Genomic DNA, 18,423 nt, shown 5'->3' on the forward strand with positions numbered 1-18,423 from the left:
CAAGGGTGCCGGAGGAAGACGGATCTTTTCACGCGCGGAACTGCTGAAGATCAAAGAAACAAACGACAGGGGCAGACTCCGGACGGCGGTCCGCAGCCAGGGCCGGAGAAAATGTGCCTGCTGCGGCAGACAACCCGTAGATCCGGGCCTCAGGATGCTGTGCAGAGGGTGTTACCTCAGGGCAGATGAAAGGAGTGAAGTTTGAAAACCGAAAACGCTGACGCAAAAGCAGATACCATCTGCTCCGCAGAAAAGGAGAAAAAAATGTATCTGAACAAAAGACAGGTGGCAGCAAGGCTCTGCATATCACCCGGAACCGTCTCCGCCATGGTTCGCCGTGGGGATCTACCTGCCCCGGTACGCTGGGGACCGATGTCCATCCGATGGCCCCTGGAAGAGATAGAGGCTGCGGAGCAGAAAGCGCGCATCAACCGCCCATCTATCCCCTGCCAGCCGAGAAATCCTGTCGGGCGCCCCAGAAAAAACAGGGATGATCAGCCCCTCCACTGACTCCAGGCGTCTTTTCCCGCAGCGGCGACTTCCGGTCCGACCGCTGCGGGCAACTTCCTCAACTCATCCAGCCAATCTGCCCACCGCTGCATCATTTCCTTGCGCTGATCCAGAAATGTCGTTCGGTTGTAAGCCCGGCCCAGGGCATCCCTCACATTATGCCCAAGCTGCATTTCCACAACACTTTCCGGATACCCAAGCGTTTCAACCAGATGCGTTCTGGCCACTGCTCTCCAGCCATGAGCCGTCATCCTTCCGCCATACCCCATGGAATCCAGCGCAGCCTTGATGGATGTGTTGGAAAGCGTCCTCCCCTTCCCTCTCAATGCAGGAAACACATTCTCTCCATCCGAGGTAAGAGGATGCACTTCCGCCAGAATCTGCATGGCTTGACGGGATAGCGGAGTCATCATCTGCGTCTGTGTTTTGGATGTTTTCCATGTCCACAATGCCGCCGCAGGATCTATGTCCGCCCACTTCATACCCAACAGTTCCCCCGGCCTGCTGAATACCAGGGGAAGCAGACGGGCAGCAGACCGAACGACAATACTGCCGTTGTATCCATCAAGAGACCTGAGAAGCCCACCCAGATCACGGGTATCCAGGATGGCAGGAAAGTGTTCCGTTCTGTACGAAGGCAGCATTCCAGCCAGATCCCTTGTGGGGTCTCTCTCGGCCCTCCCGAGGGAAATGCCATATCGAAAGATGAGACTGATCACCGATTTCACCCGATGCGCCGTTTCCACGTATCCTGTGTCACAGATCCGCTTCAGCAGCTCCAGCACCATGGGAGGCGTTATCTCATCTGGCCTTTTCGTGCCAATGTAGGGGAACACCATCTTTTTCAGTCTGGAGAGATTCCGGACAGCATGGGCCTCCACCACCTGGGTAGCATGGACGCTGTTGTACCAATCCATGGCAAGGGTCTGAAACATGCTCGCGGTATCCCCCCCTTCCTTGCGGGCCTTTTTCCCTGCCACAGGGTTCTCCCCGCGTGCAATCATCAGCCTGAGCTGTGAGGCGCTCACCCTGGCATCTTTCAGGGAAATTTCTGGATAAGGCCCCACTGTGATCATGGATTGCCGCCCTTCAAAATAGTACCTCAGCTTCCAGATCTTCCGCCCACTGGGTTCTACCTGCAATGCCAGGCCGTCCCCGTCCTGAAGAAAATACCGCTTCTCCTTTGCCGCCGCCTTCTCACAGGCCAGACTGTTCAGCTTTCCTGAAACCATGCCCTTTTCCCCCGAAAACACCGGAATAAGTAACCGAAAAAAACAGGAACAAGTAACGAGTAACCGGAAATTTTTTTGATCACTCACAGGTTACTTAAAAAAACCACATCACGCAATATTCAACCTGTTTTTACTTGTCACGACTACCACCCCCATTTTGCTGAAAAGAGCGCCAATGCTGAAAAACGGCAAAAAAAAAGCTGCCTTTCGGCAGCGTTTTTTATACTTATGGTGGGCCCACCTGGATTTGAACCAGGGACCGACCGGTTATGAGCCGGTGGCTCTACCAAGCTGAGCTATAGGCCCCAAAACAACCTTTATTAACTAGCGCCTTGGCATTTTTTTGTCAAGAAGAGCCTTGGCACATCTTTCGAAAAACGCCTTTTCCATCAATATTCAATGAAGCTTTTAAGCTTTTTACTCCGGGTCGGATGACGCAGTTTGCGCAATGCTTTGGCTTCGATCTGCCGGATACGCTCGCGGGTCACGGCGAAATCCTTGCCTACCTCTTCCAGGGTATGATCCGCCTTTTCTCCAATACCAAAACGCATACGCAATACCTTCTCTTCTCTGGGCGTCAGGGTGGCCAACACCTTTCGGGTCTGTTCTGAAAGATTGAGGTTGATGGCCGCATCCGAGGGCAGCATGAACTTTTTATCTTCAATAAAATCACCCAAATGACTGTCTTCTTCTTCTCCAATGGGAGTTTCAAGAGAAATGGGCTCACGTGCAATTTTCAAAACTCTGCGCACCTTGTCCAAGGGAATTTCCATCTTTTCCGCAATTTCCTCCGGACTGGGCTCGCGTCCCAGCTCCTGCACCAGGTAGCGTGAGGTACGGATCAGTTTATTGATGGTTTCAATCATATGAACAGGAATGCGTATGGTACGGGCCTGATCCGCAATGGCCCGGGTAATGGCCTGCCGGATCCACCAGGTAGCATAGGTGCTGAACTTGTATCCCCTGCGGTATTCAAATTTATCCACCGCCTTCATGAGGCCGATATTTCCTTCCTGAATAAGATCCAGAAACTGCAGGCCCCTGTTGGTATATTTTTTGGCAATGCTCACAACAAGGCGCAGGTTCGCCCGCACCAGTTCACTCTTGGCCTTTTTGGCGCATTCCCTACCCTCATCCACATTGGCAATGACTTTTTTCAACGCACGAACATTAGCCTTCAGATCGTATTCCCGGGCTTCTATCTGCTCTTGGATACTCCGCAAATCATAGAAAACGGTTTTCAGCTTCTCCCGAGAATAATCCGTTCTCTCCCGGGCCCAGGCCACAAATCCCTCTTCATCCTGTAAGCGGACCCTGAAATCTGTAATCGTCGTATCAAACGCTTCGGCACTCTGCACCATGAGCTTGCTCATGGTTTCAAACCACATGATATGATAGCGTATTTTCTTTTCAATGCGATCTGTCACACTGCTTTCAAGGCGCCAGTCCTTGATGAATTCAAAAATTTTCTCATTGCGTTTGGCAATGATCCTGCGGTGCTTTCTTTTTTCCTCATAATCCATATCAGGATCAAAAATCAGCTCCCGAATCTCCGCATTTTCCGCGTGCAGCACCTTGATTTCCTGGATCACTTCCAGAAACTGACCGATCTGTCGGTTTTCATCCATGAGGGTATCGCCCTCATCAATATCTCTCAGGACATGCTTGGGTCTCAGACTGCCGGCCTGAATATTATCCGCAAGATCAATCAGGGTATCAACAGCCACCGTCATTTCCAGCATGGCTTTAAGAATTTCCTGCTCGCCAAGCTCGATCTTCTTGGCAATCTCGATTTCCCCTTCCCGGCTGAGCAGGGTGACCATCCCCATCTCTCGGAGGTACATCTTCACAGGATCCGTCACGGACCCGAAATCTACCTCAGATTCTTCCGCGCTCAAGACTTTGGGAGCGCCCTTGTCTTCCGATTCTTCTTCCGCCTCTTCTTCCGCGTCCTCTTCCTCTTCTTCCTCTTCGTCCGGTCGGTCCAGAAGATCTTCCGCGTCCGCAGCCTCCTCCTCCCTCTTGGAGTTCTTTTTCTCCGGCAGATCCGATGCCTTTACCATTCTGACGCCCATCTCTCCCAGCGTCACAAACACGGCATCCATCTGATCCGTTGTCACCGTATCCGACAATACCTCATAGACTTCATCATAGGTAAGGTATCCGCGCACCTTGCCCAGCTCAAGGAGAGCCTTGAACTCTTTTTTCTGTGCAGCACGCGTTTTTTTATCGCCAGTGGACGGTTGCGTCATTGGATATGCCTCCTAGGGGTCACCACACGGGACAGCCCGATCTTAGCCGCTTCCCGGGCTTGCTGTTGTTTCTGTTCAAGCAAGGCCATCAGCCGGGCCTGATCCTTGCCCGCTTCTGCAGCCTTGATGCGGTCCATCAGACCGGAACTGCCCTGGGCCTGCTGCTGCAGGCGCCGAAACTGCGAAATCAAAAACTCTGCATTGTCCACATTCCAGGAGGATTCTCCAAAGGCAAACCCGCTTAAACGGCGCTGCACCTCCGGGTCTCCCAGAATTTCAGGATCATTCACCAAAGAATCCTGCCTTTCTCCGTAAAGCAGAGAAAGGACGATACGCTTCAATATCGGATCGGAAAAAAAACCTTCCGGCTTTAAGCCGGCCACTTCTTCACGACACTGGGGAACGGACAGAAGCAGGGAAACAAGGGCTTCCTCCATACGCAGGTTGCCTCTGGGGTCTTCGGATTTCTGAATCTGTCTTGCCATCCCTGGAGAATCGGGAATCCGCTTGCTCAGTCGCTCCCGTATGCCCTTTTCCTCCATATCCAGACCATCGGCCATCTCCCGCAGGTATACATCCCGCACCACCGTATCCGTCATACCCGAAAGCAGAGGCAAAAGGGACTCCAGAGCCTTGATACGGCCCGCAGGATCCCTTCCCCATCGCTGCAGGGAAGCATGCATCAGAAAAGAAAAAAGCGGCCTTGCCTTTAAGGCTTCTCCGAGAAAAGCATCCTTTCCGAGACGCCGCACAAAAGAGTCAGGATCCTCCCCCGCTGGGAGCAGAAGCACCCGGCAATCCATGGCAAAGGGCAAAAGCAGAGGAGCCGCCCGTTCTGCCGCACGTAAACCCGCCACATCTCCGTCAAAAACCAGAACCAGGCGATCCGCATACCCCCGAAGCAACTGAATCTGCTCCCGGGTGAGGGCCGTTCCCAGGCTGGCCACCGCTTCCCCGATGCCATGCTGATGCAGGGCAATGACATCAAAATAGCCTTCCACAATGTAAGCAACCCGACTTTTCCGGATTTCCTGACGGCCCTGGTGCAGTCCGTAAAGGGACCGGGCCTTATGATAAAGGAGTGTTTCCGGAGAATTCAGGTATTTTGGATTTTCAGCGCCCAGAACCCTGCCGCCAAACCCGATAACCCGCCCCGGAATATCCTGAATGGGAAAAACGATGCGATTGCGGAACCTGTCATAGCAGCGTCCCTTCTCACTGCGCACCACAAGACCCGACTTTTCAAGAAGCCTCGGATCAAAACCTTTTTTTGTCATGTAATCCAGGAGACGGGTCCAGCCATCCGGGATAAAACCCAGGCCGAAACGGGCCACGGAATCTTCGGATATTCCCCGTTTTTCCAAGTATTCCCTGGCAACTCCGCCCAAAGGGCTTTTCAGGAGGCCATGGCGAAAAACCCCCAGAGCCACACGGTTGGCCTCCAGAATGGCCTGCCGTTCTCCGGCTTCACGGTCATCGCCCTCCTGACTTTCCGCAAGGGGAACACCAAAACGGTCTGCCAGACTTTTCACTGCCTCAGGAAAGGAAAGTCCTTCACTTTGCATGACAAAGGAGAAGATATCCCCCCCCGCCCCACAACCGAAGCAATGGTACATCTGTTTTTCAGGATCCACAGAAAAGGAAGGGGTTTTTTCCACATGGAAGGGGCAAAGCCCCGTAAGACGTCGGCCCGCACGTTTCAAGGTCACGCGTTCGGAAACCACCTGGGCAATGTCAGCGACATTCCGAAGCGTCTCAATGGTTTCATCCGTAATCCTTGTCCCCAAGGCGCCCTCTTCCGTATGTTGCGTCAAAAGCCTCACGGTACCGAGCGAACGCAAGATTGCTCCCCTTTTAAAAAAAGGGTAACCTGCAGAAGTTAACCTGTTTTGCTTTCCTGTCAAGGAAAACCGCAAGAAAAACAGGGAAAGGCAAGGCCTTTTCCCCTAAACCCTCCGGCCTGCGAGATAAAAAAGTAAAGATCCAGACAGGCCAGACAGGGCTGCCTGGCAGCTTTTTATATTTCCGGTTCAGGCTCTGCTTTTTTCGGCAAACAGGGCATTGGCATCCGCAATGGTCAGGGTACCTTCGTAAAGAGCCCGACCACTGATCACCCCCACCACACCGAGGGGGGCAAGGGGTGCCAGAGCCGCAAGATCTTCCAGGGTGGATACGCCTCCGGATGCAATGACCGGAATGGAGACCGCCTCGGCCAGGGCACGGGTCGCCTCAAGGTTGACGCCTCCATGGGTACCATCCCTGCTGATATCCGTAAAGATAATGGCGGCAACGCCTGCTCCTTCAAAGCGACGGGCCAGGTCCACAGCCGTGGTTTCCGTGGTTTCCGTCCACCCATCCACAGCCACCTTGCCATCCCGTGCATCAATGCCCACCACAATCCGACCGGGCCAGGATGCACAGGCGGATCGGACAAGATCCGGATCCCGGAGGGCCGCAGTGCCCAGAATCACCCGGTCCACACCAATGCCAAGGTAGTGGGCGATGGTTTCCATGGAACGGATCCCGCCTCCCACCTGAACGGGTACAGAAACAGCAGCCACAATCTTTTCTATGAGCCCAAGGTTTCTCGGTTTCTGCTCCACCGCGCCATCAAGATCCACCAGGTGAATTCTCAAGGCACCTTCCACCTCCCACTGACGGGCTTGCCCCACGGGGTCATGGGAAAAAACCGTTTCCGCATCCATCTGTCCCTGAAAAAGGCGCACACAGCGCCCGTTTTTTATATCCACTGCAGGAATCAGTATCATCTCATGGCCTTTCTGAAAGTCCGCCTCCCTCAATGCAGGGTCCGCGTTCTGGGTTTTTTAGAGAAGTCCCTTGGTGGAAGGCACCCCGGTCACCCTGGAATCCAGTCGTACGGCCTTGTCCAGTGCCCTCCCCAGGGCTTTGAACATGGCTTCCACAATGTGGTGGCTGTTTTCCCCATAGGGGACATCAATGTGTAGCGTCATCCCCGACCGCACAGCAAAGGCCCGGAAAAATTCCTTGGCCAGGTAAGGGTCAAAGGGTCCGCAGGAGCGGATGGGATCCGGCAGAAGACAGACGAGAAAAGGACGGTTGGAAAGATCCAGAGCCAATCTGCACAAGGTTTCGTCCATGGGCAGGACAAAATCTCCGTAGCGCACAAGCCCTTTGCGGTCGCCCAGGATCCCGGCAAGGGTATCGCCCAGAACAATCCCCACATCCTCCACACTGTGGTGCCAATCGATTTCGATATCCCCCCTGCAATCCACCTCCAGATCAAAACAGCCATGTACGGCAAAAAGCGTAAGCATATGATCAAAAAAGGGAATGCCCGTTGCAATCCGGGTTTTCCCCTGTCCATCCAGATTCCAGGATATACGGATCTCCGTTTCCCCTGTTTTTCTTTCCACCACAGCCCTGCGTTCCATGCTTTTCCCCCTTCACTCAAGAAACCGCGCTTTATACCACCCCCCACACCGGGGGTCAAATTTTACATTCCGGCGAAACCCCAGAAAGCCCCAAAATGCCCATTCTCTGCCCCTCTGTGGGATGCATGCAAAAATATCCATCCCTGCCAGCGTCACTCTTTCCATTTTCAGACAAAAAAGCGGCAAAGATTTACAAAAAGCTGAAAAAGCCTTATGATTTGTCAAGTATTTTTGCAGGCAATGCAAAAAAACACCTGCCTGAATTCCCTATCCCGGAGACGGCCATGGACATACGCACCAGCATCCATATAGAGCCGAGCGCTTATACGGGGCCGAAAATCCAGAAAGGAGAAACCTCGCCGGGAAAAACCCAGCCCGCCGCACCGGTTTCTCCCCAGCCCGAATCTGCGTCCAGGGAAGAGGAAAAAACCGCTTCTTCCTCGGGTGCGGTACGCCTGACCCCTGCCCAGCTGCGCATGGTTTCCGAGCTGAAAAGCCGCGATCAGGAAGTACGCGCCCATGAACAGGCCCATGTGGCTTCCGGAGGCGGACATGTTAATGGCGGCATCCGGTATTCCTATCAGAAAGGACCCGATGGCCGTATGTACGCCATTGGTGGCGAAGTTTCCATTGATGTGTCCCCCGTTCCCGGAGATCCCGAGGCCACTGCCCAAAAAATGGAACAGGTGCGTCGCGCAGCCCTCGCGCCTGCGGATCCTTCTCCCCAGGATCGCAGGGTGGCCGCAAAAGCCACTCTGGTCCGAAGTGAAGCCCTCCAGGAAATTGCCCTCATGCAGATGGAAGCCCGCAGGGAACCCTCCGATGCAGCAGACTCCCATGCCTCCAGCCCCTACACCAGAGCCCCCAGGATTACAGGCAGCCTCTTCCACATACAGGCCTGAACCGGCTCACGCGGCCATCCCCTTGATTTCTTTTTGGATCTTCAGAAGTTTTCCGTCCAGAACCTCAATATTTTCAAGAATATCAACCAACACACCCAGCCTTTCAGCCTGGCTGGCCCCCCTGCGGGCTGCGGTCTGATCCAGAAGATCCATTTCCGTTATACAGGTGCTGAAGCGGGCATCCAGCTCCGCCTGTACGGCCAGAGCCATGGCGGAAGACAGTTTCAGGATATACTGAAACTTGATGTTTTCCCGGTAATCCACCATGTGGTGCAGAAGCTGTTTTTCCGTTTCCCGGCAGATTTTCTTCAGACTTGCGGCCAGAGCCTTCATCCCGTCCCTGCCTGCCATCTCCTCTCTGCCTTCCTTTTTTTCCTTGGAAAAAAAACCTGAAAACCAGCGTTTCACATGATAAAATCCAAAACGCATGTGACCTTCCGTGCGGATTTTGGCATTGTACCGGGTCACCGCATGGGCGGGAGGCAGGTACAGTCCCATGCGCTCGGCCTGGGTTCTCGGCTCCACCCGGATGGTATCGGACTCGAGGCCCGGCATATCCAAAGAAACACCCATCCCATTGAGTCCTGCACAGTATTCCCTGAGTACCTCATCCACCATGCCCGCATAGGGCCTGGCCACCTCCGCATAATGGGCCTGCATCTCCCCCTCAAGCTGACGAATGAAACGGACAATCTCCGGGTTTACCCGATCCGTCATATAAGTATCCAGGGCCTGACGGAAATCCTGAAAGGCGTGATAAAGGGCCAGGGAAAAACCGGATTTTCCAAAGATGTCCGCATAAGCGTCCATGTCCGGGCGGTACTCCCGGATAAAAGAAAAAATGCCCGGCACAATTTCCCCTGCACTGGCATCAAAAAAACGGTCTGTGCGAGTTTTCAGGTGTTTTTCCAGGGTCGAGGAGGAACCATCCAGAGTATTGCGAATCAGGCCCTGCACCTGGGCCACGCGCAGATGGCGGGAGCGAACCTCCTCCAGAATATGGCGTGCCTGTTCCTGGTCTCCGCCGAGAAGATCCCTGTCCATGCGACAGCGATTGGCCATGGATGCAGCAATCTGGCGCAGACGCGCCACCTGGTTCACAAGGAGAAGTCTCGCCCGATCCCGGGTCATACGGGCATGGAGTACCTTATCAAAGTCTTCAAAAAGCCTCCGGCTTTCCGCAGTCATGGAAGGATCCGCCTCCCACTGGACCATCCGCAGGCGCTCTTTTTCCGGCAGCCCACCCTGGGCGTCCAGGGCCTGCAGGAGGCGATACAGAGCGGAAAACACATGCACCCGGGCTCCGGGGTACAAAAGTCCCAACTCCGCTTCCACCTTGCGGGCCACCCGCTGCACATCCCCATCGTCTCCGTGTTCGCTGAAATCCGTATTCAGGACAAAAAGCACGGGATCGAGAATCCCCATTTTACGGATCATGTTCAGAAAACGAAGATCCGCCTGTCGCAGCCCCGTGCGGCTGCTGATCACATAAATGATAAGATGGGTCTGAAAGAGATAATCCTGCACCTGGGCAATGTGCAGGGGGTTGGGTGCATCACTGCCCTGACAATCCGCCAGTTCGATACCGTCGGGCATGCGGGCCGCATCAATGGTGATGAGAATATCCCGGACATAGGCCGCCCGCACCTCATCCGCCACAAAAAGCTGGTATTGTGCAAAGGCTTCTCCTTCAAACACCGCCTCGGGCGCATCGCTGGTGATAAAGGATTTGACGGACTCATAACCTTCCAGATAGGAATGGAGATACACGCTGTGGATATTTCTGGCGTCTTCCGTGATAAGCTGATCTGTGCCCAGGGTTTTCAGGGCTTCCGCAAGGTCTTCCCTGTCCCGGTCTCTGCGTATATCAAAACGCGCGTCCACCCGCCGCCATCCGGAAGCCGGGAAAAGCGTCAGAGATCCTTCAATATCCGCATTGATTTCATCCCATCCCTTAAAACGCACCCGCGCCGAAAGGCGCTCTCCCCTGCGCACACGGGTTACGATGGAGGTAACAACCCCCGCCCCCCTTTTTAAAAGATCACCGCCCATCCATGCATTGATCAGGGTACTTTTTCCGGATTTGATGGTTCCCACCACCGCAACCCGCAGCGTTTCTTCCCGGAACTGCCTCAGAATTTCCCGGATTTCCTTTGGCCAGAGCGTCAGGGTCTGGGAAAGGCTCCCCTGCGGATCTCCGTTTTCCCCGTAGTGGGCTCCAAGCGTTAAGAGATTCTCCGCCAGAGCCACCAGGCCTTCTTTCCATTCACGATAATTTTCCATATCCCGATACGCCCCAATCCCTCTTGCAAATTCTGAAAACCTTCAGAAGGTCCGACACCCAACCTCTCGCAAGTCCTTCAAGAACACTGCACCATCACGCAGTGCCGCCATCCAGAGCCAGAAACTCCGGCCGGATACCCATTTTCAAAAGAACCTCATCCCAGCAGCGTTCCGCAGGACAGGAAAGCAGCAGATCCGCAGGCACCGCATGCACCAACCAGGTATTTTCACAAATTTCGTCCTCCAGCTGCCCAGGGCTCCATCCGGCGCATCCCAGCATCATCTTATAATGCTGGGGTCCCTTATCCTTAGCAATGGCTTCCACAATATCCCGTGAAAAACTAAGTCCCACATAAGGGGTGATGGGCAGACAGCTCTTCCAGTCAAAGGGGGGGCCATGAAGGATGAAAAGTCCGTCTTCACGCACCGGCCCTCCACAAAAAACCGGGGATGCCGCTCCCTTGTGCTGGGCGGGAAGACCAATGGAAAGGAGAACGTCCGCCTCGGACAGGCCATGCACCCGGTTATTCACCACAAGCCCGAAGCTGCCCCCCGCATCATGGATGGCCATGCAGACCACAGACCGTGAAAACCAGGGATCGTCCAGTCTGGGCATGGCCACCAGCGATTTTCCCACAAACGGATTGGTCATTCACCCCACCCTTTCCCTTGCGGCCCCAGACGGAAAATCAAGGCCCGGCAAGGCACAGCTTCCAAGCCTAAATGCGGAAACGCTGCACCTGAATCTCTACCTGCGCCATCTGTTCTCCCATGGAGGCCGCCTGTTCATTGAGACTCCGGCTGCTGGCCACCACATCGCCGGTGGATCTGTACACTTCGGCAATGTCCTTTGCAATTTCAGATGCAGCCACGGAAGCCTCGGAGACATTATGGTTCATCTCCTGAATCCCCTGGGAAGCCTGAAGCACATTGTTGGCAATCTCCTTTGTGGTGTTGCTCTGTTCTTCCACAGCCGTTGCAATGGCCACCACAATGGCATTGACATCCTGTATCACGGAAAGAATTCTTTCGATACGCTCCACCGTGACGGAAGTGGATTGCTGGATTCCGTCGATTTTATCCCGGATTTCCTCCGTCGCAGCCCCTGTCTGACGGGCCAGCTCCTTGATTTCGTTGGCCACCACGGCAAAACCCTTGCCCGCTTCTCCGGCCCGAGCCGCTTCAATGGTAGCGTTCAAGGCCAAAAGATTGGTCTGGTCGGAAATATTGTTGATGGTTTCCGTCACCTGGCCCACTTCCCGCGCTGCCTTTCCCAGGGCTGCCATCTGATGGGTAGCCTCTTCCGCCTGGGCCACGGCATCCTGGGTAATGGCCCGCGCCTGTTCGGAATTCCTGGCTATCTCATTAATGGTTTCCGTCATCTGCTCCGCTGCGGAAGCCACCATGGCAACATTGGTGGCGGTTTCCTCCACCGCCGCAGCCACAGAATGCATGTTGCTGCTCATCTCCTCACTGGCCGCGGCCACGGAATTGGCTCTCTCGGCATTGCCTTCCGCATTTTCATTGAGGACCTTTGCAATGCGTCCGAGATTTTTTATGGTTCCCGTCAACTCAAGACCGGCCCTGCCAATCTGGGTCATCATCCCCCGCAACTCCGCAGACATACCGTTCATGGCTGTCACCATGCGGCCGAATTCATCGCCGGACGCATGGGAAACCTGCCGGGTCAGATCACCGGAGGCCACGGCCTGGGTCATGGAGGCCGCAAGGCCAAGGGGACGCAGCACATTCCGCCGGATCTGCCACCATCCAAGGCCAATCACCACAAAAAGAATCCCCATAGCCCAGAGGATCACCGAAAGCCTCGCCCTGGCCACAGCGCGGTGTACCCCTTCCAGCGAAGAAATGATTTCAAAGGCCCCATGCACTTCGCCCACCCGCCATCCTTCCCGGATCCCCCCCACGGGGTCCCGGCTGCCCTTGGGGTCCCCATGGCAGAGCATGCATTCCGGCGTCAGAGTAATGGCTTTAAAATACCGCACCTGATCCTTTTCAAAGATCACCTTTTCACGGATACTGCCCGAGGCCAGCTCCCGCAGAACGGCCTCTTCCACAGCGTCAGGGGTATTCACCGGATTTCTCGGGCTCATCTTAGGAGCCCGGAAGCGATATCCGGCCTCCCTTGCATTGATGGCCGCCATATTGAGAGCCGTGATAACGGGAACCGCCTCCATGATCTGGCTGCGATCCAGCTCCTCGTAGGGTCGGAGTACATTCATTTCGAGCTTTTTGGCCATCTCGTTGCGAGCCGCTTCCGCCATGAGCACAATGGCCCGGCTTTTTTCCAGTATGCTTTCCTCAGCACCCTTCCGGATATCGCCGACACGCATGACGGCAAGAATCAGGGCCACCACCAAAGGGCCTGAGGCCACAATGGCAAGAATTTTCCAGCGCACACTCAGATCCTTGAATTTCAAACCACGCTCTCCTCTGTGAGAAAAGAAGAATCCACCCATTCGTCCCAGGACGAAGATTTGAATATTTCAGATGAGACAATCAAGACTTTTCAGAGAGAAAGGCCAAACCAGGCGCTTCTCCCCGCGCAGGCTTTATTTCAAAAACCAAATGTCCACTCCGCAGAACGCCCCATCCTACCCCTCCCCAGAGCGCCCAATCCCCGACCCTGGCCGTTTTGTCTCCCATCTTATATGCCAAAGCCCCCCTTAAAGCAAAGGATGAAAGAAAAAAAGCAGGCCCCCCAAGCTTGACAAGCCCCCTGGCAGATGTTTTGTATAGGTGTTCATCATCGGAAGTTTCCCCCCTATCCCATATGAGACGCCATGCCGGTTTTTGAATATATCGCCTTCAATCCCAAGGGCAGACGCTGCAAAGGCGTCATTGACGCAGACAACATGCAGATGGCCAGAAGCCGCCTGCGGGAACGTCAGCTCTTTCCTGCGGAAATGCGGGAAGTCCGCAGCCAGGATCACAGCCGAAAACCCGTATGGGGTTTTCTCTCCACGGGTCGACTGCGGCCCAAGGATGTAAGCCTCATCACAAGGCAGCTCGCCACCCTCACGGGAGCCGGTTTTCCTCTGGTGGGCGCTCTCGGGTCCGTTATCAGTCAGACCCGTTCCACTCCCATCAAAAGAACCCTTTCAAGAATCAAGGACACGGTGGAGGGAGGGTCCGGTTTTGGAGACGCCCTCGCCGCAGAAGGCCCGACCTTCTCGCCCATCTATATCAACATGGTCCGGTCCGGGGAAAGCTCAGGCACTCTGGAGCTTGTACTGGAAAGGCTCGCCGATCTTCTCGAAAACCAGGAAACCCTGAAATCCCGGATACGATCCGCCCTGGCCTATCCCATTCTCATGGCCATTTTCGGCGGTCTTGTGCTTTTTGCCCTCATGACCTTCATTGTTCCAGGCCTGGTGGCCATCTTTTCTGATATGCAGCAGGAGCTCCCCCTGCCCACCCGCATTCTTCTCAGCACCAGCCATTTCCTCAAGGCCTACTGGTGGATACTCCTCCCCGCCCTTATCGCACTACCCTTTCTTTTCCGGAAAGCCCGCCACTCCCAACGCCTGGGAATCCAGGTGGATGCCTTTCTTCTTCGCATTCCCATCGCAGGAACCCTTGCCACCAAACTGGCTGTCACCCGTTGCTGTCGAACCCTGGCTTCCCTTCTTGCCAATGGGGTGCCCATTCTCACAGCATTGGGCATTGTGGAAAACGTTGTGGGCAACAAGGTGCTGGCCAAGACCATCGCCCAGGCCGCAAAGGCCGTGGAGCGAGGGGATGGCATCGCAGCCTCCCTTGCCGCAGGCAGAGGGTTTCCGGACATGGCCCTCCAGATGATACAGATCGGTGAGCGCAGCGGAAGTCTGGAAGCCATGCTGGAAAAGGTCGCGGATATCTACCAGAATGAAAGCCAGAATACGGTCGCAGCCCTTACCTCCATGCTGGAACCCCTGGTCATCCTTGTCATGGGAGTGAGCGTGGGGCTGATCGTGCTGGCCATCTGCCTGCCCATTTTTGAAATGAACCAGCTGATCCGTTAGTCTCACTCTCTCCCTCCGCAGTCAGGCCAGAAGAGGCAGGCAGATCAAAAAGACAGGCGGCTCACTGCAAACGTCTGCGTAAAAGCCAGAAGACCACAATCAGAATCCCCAGCAGCCCCGCCATGAGCCCAAGCATGGTCCAGTCCTTTTCAAGGATGGACTCCCCAAGGACGACAAACGCCGCAGCATAGGCCATGCTGATGGAAAACCCCACACCAAAGTAGATAAAAAAAGAAACACCGCTTAAGGCGATCAGATAGTTCTTGATAAAAGCCGGAACCCCTGGAAGAAGTTTCACCGCAAGGGTAAACCCCAAAGCCCTGCGAGTGCGGATCTGAGGCAGGGTATAGGGGGTTCGACGTAAAAGCCTTTCCAGAAAAGGCCTCAGCCCGCTTCTTGCAATCCAATGGCAGCACACAAGATTCACCCCAAGGCTCAGGGCGGATCCCCCGATCCCTGTGGTCACCCCGAAGGTCGCGCCTGCCAGGATATAAAAAGGCGTTGTGGGAAAACCCACCAGAGGCAGTACGGCAAGGGCCATAAAAAAGGGAAGGGGCCCGGCCTCCTGCTTCCAGGTCCAGAAAAGCGCACTGTCCCACACAAGCCACAGCCCCAGGCCACCAAGCCCCAGCACCACAGCCCCCACTGTCCGCAGGACTCTCCCTCCCCTTCCACGCAGAACCACTCTATCTTCCTTTCTCACGGCAAAAAAAACATCCTGTCCCCAACTTCCGTGGACAGGATGCCCCTTTCGCTGCAATGAGATTTTCTGAAAAACTCACCCAAGGGTTTCCAGCCAACGGCTGATTCTCTCCCTGAGATCATCCCGCACTTTCCTGAACGCCGCAAGCCTTTCCTCCTCCGAACCTTCCACAGAAGCGGGATTGTCCAACATCCAGTGGTGACGGTTACCCTCAGGAAGTCCCGGCCAGATACGGGGACAGGATTGCTGAGCCTTGTCACACACGGTAATCATATGAAGAATGGCTTCCTTACCCAGATAATCCTTGATGCTTTTGGGTTTGTGACCGCTCATGTCAATGCCTGCTTCCTCCATCACAGCGATGGCCATGGGGTGAACCCTTTCTCCGGGATCCACGCCTGCGCTTAAGGCTGTGAAACGGTCTCCCGCCATATGATTCATCAGTCCTTCCGCCATCTGGCTGCGGATGGTGTTGCCATTGCACAGAAAAATGACATGACGTTTATGCACGGACATGGTGGACCTCCTTATAAGACAAAAAAACAAATCCTTCAGCGTTAGCGTCCTCAGATCCAACCCTACGCTTCCCATGTTAGAAAATCATGAGACCAAGCCCATTGAAGCGCAGCCCTGGCAAAAAGCTTTTTTGTGTATCATAGGCCCATCATTCTGTTTCCGGATTCTGTATAAAAATCTTCAAATTTTAAAACCAGAAACTACCTCCTTCAGCCGAAAAGCCAGCTTCTCAAGTTTAACCGCACTCTGACTCACATCAGAACTCGAAATAGAAATTTCTCCCGCAGCGGTATTAACGCCAGAAATAGCTTCTGATTGCATTTCCGCCAAACCAGAACTTTCCAGAGCAAGGCCGCTCACGTCTTTCACATCCATAAAAATTTCGCCCATATCGCGAGAAATTTCCATCAGAATAGAGGCCTCAAGGGATAGAGTATTCGATATTTCAAAAACCGTTTTATTGATTTCCCGAATCATCTCTTCAATGCGAGAGATATCCTGCATCGCAAGGGATGCGGACCCTTGAACTTTGCCAATACGGTGGCGGATATCCTCAGTGGCTCTGGCCGTTTCACCTGCAAGCCCTTTAACTTCTGATGCCACTACAGCAAAACCTTTTCCAGAATCCCCGGCTCTGGCGGCCTCTATCGTAGCATTCAGGGCCAAGAGATTGGTCTGATCCGATATATCATTGATAGTCCCTGTAATTTTTCCGATATCCAGAATGGCCGTTTCTAATTCCTTCATCACCCGGAACATGCCTTCCGCCTGATCTTTGGCTCTGGCTGTCATATTTTTCGCCGTATCCGCACCTGAGGCTGTTTCCCCCATATCTTTGGACATTACATCAATGGATGCGGCAACTTTCGTCAGGCCTTCACTTGTTTTTTTTATTTTTTCTGCAACTGCCAATGTCTTCAAGCTTACCCCATGGGAGGATTCAGAAACAGTAATGCTCATTTCTGAAGTTTTGGCCGCACCATCTGACATTTTCAAAGCGGTCTCCCTGAGAAAAACGGAAGATTTGACAAGGCTCTGAATCCAGCTCTCCACACCAGCAAGGGCCTGCCTCAAGCTGAGGACAGTTTTTTGCATGGATACTGCCAGGTCACCGATCTCATCTTTTCTCTGCAGCAAATAGCTGGGGACATCTTCTGAAAAATTGCCGTCTGCTATTTTCTCATTAAAACGTATGGCTTCATAGATAGGCATCCGGATACTTCTTGACATGAAAAACAAAGCCACGAGGAGTGTAACAAAAATGACGGCTGTTGACCCCACAATAAGTTGGAGTTGAAATCTGGAAGATGCATACACATGTTGGCTCTTAACCAAAGCTGTATTCAGCTCACGTTGCAAAACTGCACCAAGATCATCTACTTTTACGGTAATCAGGTTAAAAAAATCCATACCAGATATTTCATATTCACCCTCGCCAGAATGTTGCACAATCATCCAGAAAACCCTGTCCACTGCCTCCCATTCTTTTTTTTGCCTGCTGCGGTTAAGATCTTCACGGCTTTGAGATGTTAGGACAAGGGCTGGTGATGACAAGGAGGTATCAGCATGACCTTTCAGAGAAAAAAGAAAAACTTTTTCATCTTCCGAAGGAGCTCTTTTCTGGGCCAGCAGGGGCGAAAGAAAAGCCCGGAGGAGACCCGTTGCCTCCTTTGAGGCCTCCACAATGGCCATGGACGTCATCGTTTTACCGACGCCCCGCGCCGTCGGCGCATTGGCCACAGCGGTTTCAACACCGATGAGTACTTTAATAACATCTGTATACTGGTTCCTTATCTGTACGCCGTCTGCGCCCTCCCGGACTTGCATACGAATTGCCTGTAGCCCCCTGACACCAGCGAGGGCCCCCTCCTTGATCGTATCCCCCAGGGCGCTTTTACCAATATAAAGAAGGAAATTTTCTTTTTTTTCATCAGTAATTACCCGCTGCCGATCCAGCATATGCCCCACCGCACTGCCGCTTACCAGCAATGAAGAAAGCCCTCTTTCTTTCTGTATCTCATGGATCAGCAGAGAAGCCGCATGGAAAGCATCCATGTTTTTTTTCATAATCTCGGCAATCCGAAGAGTCTCAACGGCCTGCATGGACTGAATGGAAGCCTGAACAATGCATACGGCAAGGGGAAGTAATACCATGATCGCGAGCTTCAGTCTGAGTTTCATGGAGCCTCCAAAAAAAGTTTTTATATCAAAACACTGTTTTTTGAAATGAACTTTTTTGTATAAAACTCGGTTCAAAAAAACCTCAACCAATGCTCTGTCAAAACATCAGCTTGCCTCTTTCAAAAAAGCTTTAAGGAGAACGTGATTTAGCAAAATATATAAAGACTTCATGCACTCTGCAAGAAAATTCGCAAAGCCCATGAGTTGTGTACGCCCCCATCCAAAACACCATACCGCGATGTGTTCTGCGTACACTTGCCTTGCAAAAAAATCGCACAGAACGTACTCTACAGGAAAATATGGAACAGGATCCGGGATTCTTGAAATTTCCCACCTCCATTCTTTTTCAGAAAGTCCAAGGAAAAACCCGCTGGTCACGGGCATCTCCATTCCCTATCTTTTTTTCAAG

Annotated in this window: 15 protein-coding genes and 1 tRNA gene; 3 read left to right on the top strand and 13 right to left on the bottom strand. The window is 53.5% G+C overall.

Annotated elements, in window-relative coordinates; genetic code table 11:
• Positions 1 to 205, top strand: a 205-nt coding sequence (locus RBR60_RS04035) for a hypothetical protein (RefSeq protein ID WP_320354595.1), incomplete at its 5' end; no start/stop codon positions are given.
• A 289-nt stretch (positions 206 to 494) separates the two neighbouring features.
• On the opposite strand, the gene RBR60_RS04040 is transcribed toward RBR60_RS04035, so the two are convergent.
• From RBR60_RS04040 to hisB, 6 genes are all read right to left on the bottom strand, one after another.
• Positions 495 to 1,742, bottom strand: coding sequence for a tyrosine-type recombinase/integrase (locus RBR60_RS04040; RefSeq protein ID WP_320354596.1), 1,248 nt, complete (start codon positions 1,740 to 1,742; stop codon positions 495 to 497).
• A gap of 229 nt (positions 1,743 to 1,971) precedes the next feature.
• Positions 1,972 to 2,048: transfer RNA gene (locus RBR60_RS04045), tRNA-Ile, on the bottom strand.
• Positions 2,049 to 2,131: 83 nt separating this feature from the next.
• The gene (gene rpoD, locus RBR60_RS04050; RefSeq protein ID WP_320354597.1) at positions 2,132 to 3,994 is read right to left on the bottom strand and encodes an RNA polymerase sigma factor RpoD; all 1,863 of its coding nucleotides are present in this window, start codon (positions 3,992 to 3,994) and stop codon (positions 2,132 to 2,134) included.
• Positions 3,991 to 5,835: a DNA primase gene (dnaG, locus tag RBR60_RS04055; RefSeq protein WP_320354598.1), complete on the bottom strand. Its 1,845-nt coding sequence runs from the start codon at positions 5,833 to 5,835 to the stop codon at positions 3,991 to 3,993. Before dnaG ends, rpoD begins: the two co-directional genes overlap by 4 nt.
• 189 nt (positions 5,836 to 6,024) lie before the next feature.
• Positions 6,025 to 6,762 carry a 1-(5-phosphoribosyl)-5-[(5-phosphoribosylamino)methylideneamino]imidazole-4-carboxamide isomerase gene (gene hisA, locus RBR60_RS04060; protein ID WP_320354599.1) on the bottom strand — a complete coding sequence of 246 codons (738 nt, stop codon included), beginning with the start codon at positions 6,760 to 6,762 and terminating at the stop codon, positions 6,025 to 6,027.
• Positions 6,763 to 6,819: 57 nt separating this feature from the next.
• Entirely contained in the window at positions 6,820 to 7,407 is a 588-nt protein-coding gene (gene hisB / locus RBR60_RS04065; RefSeq protein ID WP_320354600.1) for an imidazoleglycerol-phosphate dehydratase HisB, read from the bottom strand.
• A gap of 284 nt (positions 7,408 to 7,691) precedes the next feature.
• Between hisB and RBR60_RS04070 the strand changes: the two genes are divergently transcribed.
• Entirely contained in the window at positions 7,692 to 8,309 is a 618-nt protein-coding gene (locus tag RBR60_RS04070) for a putative metalloprotease CJM1_0395 family protein (RefSeq protein ID WP_320354601.1), read from the top strand.
• 6 nt (positions 8,310 to 8,315) lie between these two features.
• Here the strand turns inward: RBR60_RS04070 and RBR60_RS04075 are convergent, their stop codons facing one another.
• From RBR60_RS04075 to RBR60_RS04085, 3 genes are all read right to left on the bottom strand, one after another.
• A complete protein-coding gene (locus tag RBR60_RS04075; protein ID WP_320354602.1) occupies positions 8,316 to 10,592 on the bottom strand; it encodes a dynamin family protein in 2,277 nt (758 codons plus the stop codon).
• A 94-nt stretch (positions 10,593 to 10,686) separates the two neighbouring features.
• Positions 10,687 to 11,244, bottom strand: coding sequence for a YqgE/AlgH family protein (locus RBR60_RS04080; RefSeq protein WP_320354603.1), 558 nt, complete (start codon positions 11,242 to 11,244; stop codon positions 10,687 to 10,689).
• 67 nt (positions 11,245 to 11,311) lie between these two features.
• On the bottom strand, positions 11,312 to 13,030 hold the full coding sequence (locus RBR60_RS04085; protein ID WP_320354604.1) for a methyl-accepting chemotaxis protein: 1,719 nt from the start codon (positions 13,028 to 13,030) through the stop codon (positions 11,312 to 11,314).
• 363 nt (positions 13,031 to 13,393) lie between these two features.
• Between RBR60_RS04085 and gspF the strand changes: the two genes are divergently transcribed.
• Positions 13,394 to 14,614, top strand: a complete 1,221-nt coding sequence (gspF, locus tag RBR60_RS04090) for a type II secretion system inner membrane protein GspF (RefSeq protein ID WP_320354605.1) — start codon at positions 13,394 to 13,396, stop codon at positions 14,612 to 14,614.
• 61 nt (positions 14,615 to 14,675) lie between these two features.
• On the opposite strand, the gene RBR60_RS04095 is transcribed toward gspF, so the two are convergent.
• From RBR60_RS04095 to RBR60_RS04110, 4 genes are all read right to left on the bottom strand, one after another.
• Complete coding sequence (locus RBR60_RS04095; RefSeq protein ID WP_320354606.1) at positions 14,676 to 15,299, bottom strand: hypothetical protein; 624 nt, start codon at positions 15,297 to 15,299, stop codon at positions 14,676 to 14,678.
• 93 nt (positions 15,300 to 15,392) lie between these two features.
• The gene (locus RBR60_RS04100; RefSeq protein ID WP_320354607.1) at positions 15,393 to 15,833 is read right to left on the bottom strand and encodes an arsenate reductase ArsC; all 441 of its coding nucleotides are present in this window, start codon (positions 15,831 to 15,833) and stop codon (positions 15,393 to 15,395) included.
• 180 nt (positions 15,834 to 16,013) lie between these two features.
• Positions 16,014 to 18,014 (bottom strand): methyl-accepting chemotaxis protein, encoded by a 2,001-nt coding sequence (locus tag RBR60_RS04105; protein ID WP_320354608.1) that lies wholly within the window; start codon positions 18,012 to 18,014, stop codon positions 16,014 to 16,016.
• 105 nt (positions 18,015 to 18,119) lie between these two features.
• Positions 18,120 to 18,398: a hypothetical protein gene (locus RBR60_RS04110; protein WP_320354609.1), complete on the bottom strand. Its 279-nt coding sequence runs from the start codon at positions 18,396 to 18,398 to the stop codon at positions 18,120 to 18,122.
• Positions 18,399 to 18,423: the final 25 nt, after the last annotated feature.

Origin of the sequence: Desulfobotulus sp. (assembly GCF_034006065.1) — a bacterium.
GTDB lineage: Bacteria > Desulfobacterota > Desulfobacteria > Desulfobacterales > ASO4-4 > Desulfobotulus.

Excerpts from the sequence above, each read along its gene's own strand:
- RBR60_RS04105 (WP_320354608.1), bottom strand. The coding sequence starts at position 18,014 with ATGAAACTCAGACTGAAGCTCGCGATCATGGTATTACTTCCCCTTGCC.
- RBR60_RS04110 (WP_320354609.1), bottom strand. The coding sequence starts at position 18,398 with ATGCCCGTGACCAGCGGGTTTTTCCTTGGACTTTCTGAAAAAGAATGG.
- rpoD (WP_320354597.1), bottom strand. The coding sequence starts at position 3,994 with ATGACGCAACCGTCCACTGGCGATAAAAAAACGCGTGCTGCACAGAAA.
- hisB (WP_320354600.1), bottom strand. The coding sequence starts at position 7,407 with ATGGAACGCAGGGCTGTGGTGGAAAGAAAAACAGGGGAAACGGAGATC.
- gspF (WP_320354605.1), top strand. The coding sequence starts at position 13,394 with ATGCCGGTTTTTGAATATATCGCCTTCAATCCCAAGGGCAGACGCTGC.
- RBR60_RS04075 (WP_320354602.1), bottom strand. The coding sequence starts at position 10,592 with ATGGAAAATTATCGTGAATGGAAAGAAGGCCTGGTGGCTCTGGCGGAG.
- RBR60_RS04080 (WP_320354603.1), bottom strand. The coding sequence starts at position 11,244 with ATGACCAATCCGTTTGTGGGAAAATCGCTGGTGGCCATGCCCAGACTG.
- RBR60_RS04040 (WP_320354596.1), bottom strand. The coding sequence starts at position 1,742 with ATGGTTTCAGGAAAGCTGAACAGTCTGGCCTGTGAGAAGGCGGCGGCA.
- hisA (WP_320354599.1), bottom strand. The coding sequence starts at position 6,762 with ATGATACTGATTCCTGCAGTGGATATAAAAAACGGGCGCTGTGTGCGC.
- RBR60_RS04070 (WP_320354601.1), top strand. The coding sequence starts at position 7,692 with ATGGACATACGCACCAGCATCCATATAGAGCCGAGCGCTTATACGGGG.
- RBR60_RS04100 (WP_320354607.1), bottom strand. The coding sequence starts at position 15,833 with ATGTCCGTGCATAAACGTCATGTCATTTTTCTGTGCAATGGCAACACC.